Genomic DNA, 4733 nt, shown 5'->3' on the forward strand with positions numbered 1-4733 from the left:
CTAATGCCCTGTTGAATATTAAAGCCGAGATCCCCAAGTGGGACTTTAATAAGGTGATTCAGGATGCTGATCAAGCCTGGAACAAACAACTGGCTAAGATTGACATCAAAACGGATTCATTAACACAAATGAAGAAATTTTATACGGCATTTTACCACACCATGATCGCTCCTTCCATTTTCAATGATGTCAATGGAGAATATTGGGGAACGGACAAAAAGGTTCATAAAAATACTCGTTTTAATAACGTGACTACATTTTCGTTGTGGGATACCTACAGGGCAAACAATCCGCTGTTTACCATTATCCAGCCTAATCATGTCCATGACATGATCAATTCAATGCTGGCGATTTATCAGCAGCAGGGGACCCTGCCTGTTTGGCATCTCATGGCCAATGAAACCAACACAATGCCTGGAAACAGCGCACTGCCCGTTGTTGCCGATGCATTGCTAAAAGGTTACAAGGGTTTCGACACCAAGCTCGCTTACGAAGCCTTGAAAGCCACCGCTATGAACGATTCCCGGGGCCTCAAGTTTGTAAAAAGCCTCGGATATATTCCGGCCGACAGTGTTGCTGAATCAGTTTCAAAGGGACTGGAATACGCTATCGATGACTGGTGTGTCGCACAAGTAGCGAAAAAGATGGGCAAACAGGATGATTATACCTATTTTAGCAAACGAGCTGAAAACTATAAAAATTATTACGATCCGCAAACAGGTTTTATGCGTGGCCGCCTTTCGGCAAATCAGTGGCGTACTCCTTACAGCCCTTTCATTTCTATACATGAGCACGGTGATTTCAGCGAAGGTAACGGTTGGCAATATACCTTTATGGTGCCACATGATGTGGAGGGTTTAATTGAGCTATTGGGGGGTCAAGACAAGTTCAATAAAAAGCTTGATTCATTGTTCACTGCAGAAGGTGATATGGGTGAATCCAAATCGGCGGATATATCTGGTTTAATAGGCCAATATGCACATGGTAACGAGCCGGGACATTCCATGGCTTATTTATATGACTACTCGGGCAAGCCTTGGAAAACAGCCGAAAAGGTGCGGTTCATTTTAGATAATTTCTACACGGATAAAGTCGATGGCATTATTGGAAATGAAGATGTTGGTCAGATGTCAGCCTGGTACGTCTTATCGGCCTTAGGCTTTTTCCCGGTAAACCCGGCAAATGGCATGTACGTTTTTGGAAGTCCGACGATTAGCGAAGCTACACTGACGATAAACGGAAACAAAAAGTTCCACATAACTGTGAAAAACAACGGTCCGAAGAACAAGTATATCAATGCCATGAAACTTAATGGTGTTGACTTTACAAAAACGTACTTTAAACACACTGACATCATGAACGGTGGCGAACTGGAAATAACTATGGGTAGCAAACCGGGATCTGTTTGGGGCGTGGGGGATGCCAATAAAGCGGTATCTGTTTTATAGTCCTTGTGATCGGGATGAGCTGAGTCTAAAGCACGAATTTCACAAGCTGACTTGGTAGATATGACATAACTTTACCTTTATGATACCACGATAATAAAACCGCTATGAGAAAGATAATATTACTGATGCACGTTTCCCTTGATGGGTTTGTTGCAGGACCTAGCGGAGCGATGGACTGGATCCGTGTAAGCGAGGAAATGTTCGATACGGTTGGCAAACTTACCGACAATGCAGACGCTGCATTGTATGGCAGAAAGACTTACCAAATGATGGACAGTTACTGGCCAACAGCAGCAGATCAGCCCAATGCATCAAAACATGACATTGAGCACTCACAATGGTACAAAAAGGTTGAGAAATTGGTAATCTCGAATTCATTGAAAGATACCAATGCGGCTAATACCCGGTTTATCGGAAATGATGTCGCATCGGAAATCAAGCAGATCAAAGGGCAACCCGGAGGTACTATTCTAATGATAGGAAGCCCCTCTACTTATCATGAACTTGCAGCACATAATCTGGTTGATGAATTCTGGTTATTTTTAAATCCAATATTGATTGGAACCGGGATACCATTATTTAACAATATTAACCACAAAATTGATTTGAAGCTTTTACAAACAAATTCTTTGCCTTCAGGGGTCATCGGCCTGCACTACGAAAAGGTATAGTCATTAAACAGCGCCTGGCCAGCACTTTGGGGAGGCCTGTGGTCTCGAGGAAAATGTCGCGTATTCCGAAGGAAATCAAGGCTGGTTGACTGCAGACTTTTTACCTATGATCACCCTAAATCAACACAAATTTTTAATACGAAAAGGTATCGCGACCAACAATTTGGTGGTCAGCCATCTTCCACGAAAAGTGTAAAGCAGCAGAAACAATCCGATCTACGCCAATCCCAAAGTCGATTGTAAAAGAAACTACGACTAATCTAGCCTATCACTTTTTAAATTAAGGTAGGCATTGAACACTAACCAAACGGGAAGACTGATTTCCAACGAATCCAGGCAAGACCGTAAAGTCCAGCCTGAATAAACCAAAAAAAAGCAGTTAGATTAACCTGCCTTCAAGGTCAAAAATTCCATGAGATGCTGTTCCAGCAACTCGGTATTGTAAGTGCCATCTGTAGTATGGTCTATAATCTCAAGGTTATTGTCACCGACTGTAATCGTGTACGCATTTCCGTCAATAATTTCCGGGAAGCTAATATTCACAATATCAGCCACGTGGGCAAATTCCACAGCCAGGTTGCTACCAAGCTGCTCATTCACGTAAGCAGGAAATTCCGTTTTTAAAAGCTCAAATAAACTTTCAGGGCTTAAAGGTTGTACATTGTCAATTGCTATCATAGGTTTTCCTATAAGCTTCCAATAATGGTGCCCAGAAATCATAAACCCTCCATCAGTGACCAAAGGCAGATAATAGACAACGGCTTTCAAAAAGTGTACGATCTGGACTAACTATTTCAGCTGGCAGTTGTTTAACTTATAAACCATCACAGGTCATGCAGGAAGAAGAAGAAATATTTAACGTATCGGTAGCGATCAATACCGGTCTTGAACCCTTAACATTCACGATCACCATGTACTATCCGTCCTCTGACCCAAATCATGAAAGGAACTACCGTGTTGCTCGTGACAACGTAACACTAGGCGTCCTTCATCAAAGTGCAGATGATTGCTGGCATTTACTGGAAGGCAATCTGGAACAGGAAGAAATCCAAGCGATCGGACAGGCAATTGACGCACATTAAACCCATAAGCAGTCCCCACCTCCAGATGTTTCCTCATCATGATGTCCGTCTGCCCGTCAACTCCTATTTTTAAGGTATGTGTATCAAAAGCCACAAAACCATTTTTCTCGTAAAAGCCGATGGCCCGCGGATTCGTTTCTCAAAAGCGTAGCCAAACCGATAATTTCCCAAGACTGGAAGTAACTTCCAGCATTTGCTCATACAACATTTGACTTAATTTCTTTCCATGGTACGCATTCAGCATATAAATCCGTTCAATCTCCAACCTGAAATTCTCTTTTTACTTGGGTCAGGGCTTGTCTAATATCCTCAGCATCAAGTTCTATATACGTGATGATCTGTTCATTTGCTTTGCATAAACCATCATTTTACCCCAAAATATGCATGGATAAATAAAACGCCCCGGCATAATTTCAGCATACCTTAAGAACAATCCACCCGCCACCGTAGAAGAAATTGACCGAAAACGAAAATTCAGCCCAAAAAAAACACCCGCTAAAAGCAGGTGATTAATCAATTATGAAGGAAATCTAATTAGCTGATTTTAACATTAATTGCATTCAAGCCTTTTTTACCTTGCTCGATGTCATAGCTTACTGAATCATTCTCACGAATGTTGTCCATTAAACCAGAAGAATGAACAAAGATTTCGCTATCACCATTAGCTGGCACGATAAATCCAAAACCTTTTGTCTCATTGAAAAAYTTTACTGTTCCTTGTTGCATTGTATTATATATTAATTGTATCCAAAGATACAAAAATAGTTGAAATATAAAATTTTATTTCGATATAAAAAAATAATTAGAATTATATTTCACGTTAAAATTATCTGTCAAAATATTTTTCCGAGATCAAATTCATAGCTAAATCTCTAAATTCAGACGTTTAAAGACCTCTTTGGTAATCAGCCGTACATTCGCTGAGAGCTGCTCATAACTACAATGCCGCAGTCCCTGAGGGAAAGGCACACCACCCTCCCGCTTTACCAGATCCATAGTAATTACCGAATCAACAGAGACCTCATGGTCTGCAAGCAGGGAAGCGTAAAGCCTCCGGGCAAAAGCCTCATCATTACCAAGGTGAAAACAACCATAAGTTTCGATGCCTTTAAACGTTTTCATGTTCAGAGATATTTCATAACTCGTTTCCATAACAATAAACAAAAATGAAATAAAAGAGCCTCTTCCAATAATTTGATAATTTAAACCTATTATTTCTGAATTTGGTTAATTATAAAGTATTTTGGCTAGGCAAAATTAAATTGAATGAAACTGATTTTCCATTCTATAATTCTGCTTGGTTTGTTCTCGTCATGTAATACCCATTCTTATATCTATAGAAAACCGGTTATCGGATTGGTATATGATAAAATGCCTTTAGCTGATGCTTCAGTTGCTTATGATTCATCTGATGCATTAAGCCGCAAAATATTATAACCAATAATGAAGGACAGTTTATTTTACCGAAAATTGAAATAGACAACTATGCGGACTTTATTAATTCTGTAAAAGGGATAAATTCAGTAATACTC

Annotated in this window: 7 protein-coding genes; 4 read left to right on the forward strand and 3 right to left on the reverse strand. The window is 40.2% G+C overall.

Annotated features, from left to right (window positions below; translation table 11 throughout):
* Positions 1–1448, forward strand: a 1448-nt coding sequence (locus AC1DG9_RS23440) for a GH92 family glycosyl hydrolase (RefSeq protein ID WP_477635342.1), incomplete at its 5' end; no start/stop codon positions are given.
* A 104-nt stretch (positions 1449–1552) separates the two neighbouring features.
* Positions 1553–2119, forward strand: coding sequence for a dihydrofolate reductase family protein (locus tag AC1DG9_RS23445; RefSeq protein WP_337714935.1), 567 nt, complete (start codon positions 1553–1555; stop codon positions 2117–2119).
* 384 nt (positions 2120–2503) lie between these two features.
* On the opposite strand, the gene AC1DG9_RS23450 is transcribed toward AC1DG9_RS23445, so the two are convergent.
* Entirely contained in the window at positions 2504–2797 is a 294-nt protein-coding gene (locus AC1DG9_RS23450) for a hypothetical protein (RefSeq protein WP_172663408.1), read from the reverse strand.
* Between the two features lie 155 nt (positions 2798–2952).
* Between AC1DG9_RS23450 and AC1DG9_RS23455 the strand changes: the two genes are divergently transcribed.
* Positions 2953–3201 carry a hypothetical protein gene (locus AC1DG9_RS23455; RefSeq protein WP_337714937.1) on the forward strand — a complete coding sequence of 83 codons (249 nt, stop codon included), beginning with the start codon at positions 2953–2955 and terminating at the stop codon, positions 3199–3201.
* Between the two features lie 534 nt (positions 3202–3735).
* Here AC1DG9_RS23455 and AC1DG9_RS23460 read toward each other — a convergent pair.
* Together AC1DG9_RS23460 and AC1DG9_RS23465 are read right to left on the reverse strand one after the other, a co-directional pair.
* A complete protein-coding gene (locus AC1DG9_RS23460) occupies positions 3736–3927 on the reverse strand; it encodes a cold-shock protein (protein ID WP_048905418.1) in 192 nt (63 codons plus the stop codon).
* Between the two features lie 138 nt (positions 3928–4065).
* Positions 4066–4323 carry a hypothetical protein gene (locus AC1DG9_RS23465; RefSeq protein WP_337714938.1) on the reverse strand — a complete coding sequence of 86 codons (258 nt, stop codon included), beginning with the start codon at positions 4321–4323 and terminating at the stop codon, positions 4066–4068.
* Between the two features lie 144 nt (positions 4324–4467).
* Between AC1DG9_RS23465 and AC1DG9_RS23470 the strand changes: the two genes are divergently transcribed.
* On the forward strand, positions 4468–4638 hold the full coding sequence (locus AC1DG9_RS23470; RefSeq protein ID WP_337714941.1) for a hypothetical protein: 171 nt from the start codon (positions 4468–4470) through the stop codon (positions 4636–4638).
* The last annotated feature ends 95 nt before the right edge of the window (positions 4639–4733 follow it).

The sequence above is a fragment of the Pedobacter sp. 05L430 genome, assembly GCF_056397585.1.

Excerpts from the sequence above, each read along its gene's own strand:
- AC1DG9_RS23445 (WP_337714935.1), top strand. The coding sequence starts at position 1,553 with ATGAGAAAGATAATATTACTGATGCACGTTTCCCTTGATGGGTTTGTT.
- AC1DG9_RS23450 (WP_172663408.1), bottom strand. The coding sequence starts at position 2,797 with ATGATAGCAATTGACAATGTACAACCTTTAAGCCCTGAAAGTTTATTT.
- AC1DG9_RS23455 (WP_337714937.1), top strand. The coding sequence starts at position 2,953 with ATGCAGGAAGAAGAAGAAATATTTAACGTATCGGTAGCGATCAATACC.
- AC1DG9_RS23470 (WP_337714941.1), top strand. The coding sequence starts at position 4,468 with ATGAAACTGATTTTCCATTCTATAATTCTGCTTGGTTTGTTCTCGTCA.
- AC1DG9_RS23465 (WP_337714938.1), bottom strand. The coding sequence starts at position 4,323 with ATGAAAACGTTTAAAGGCATCGAAACTTATGGTTGTTTTCACCTTGGT.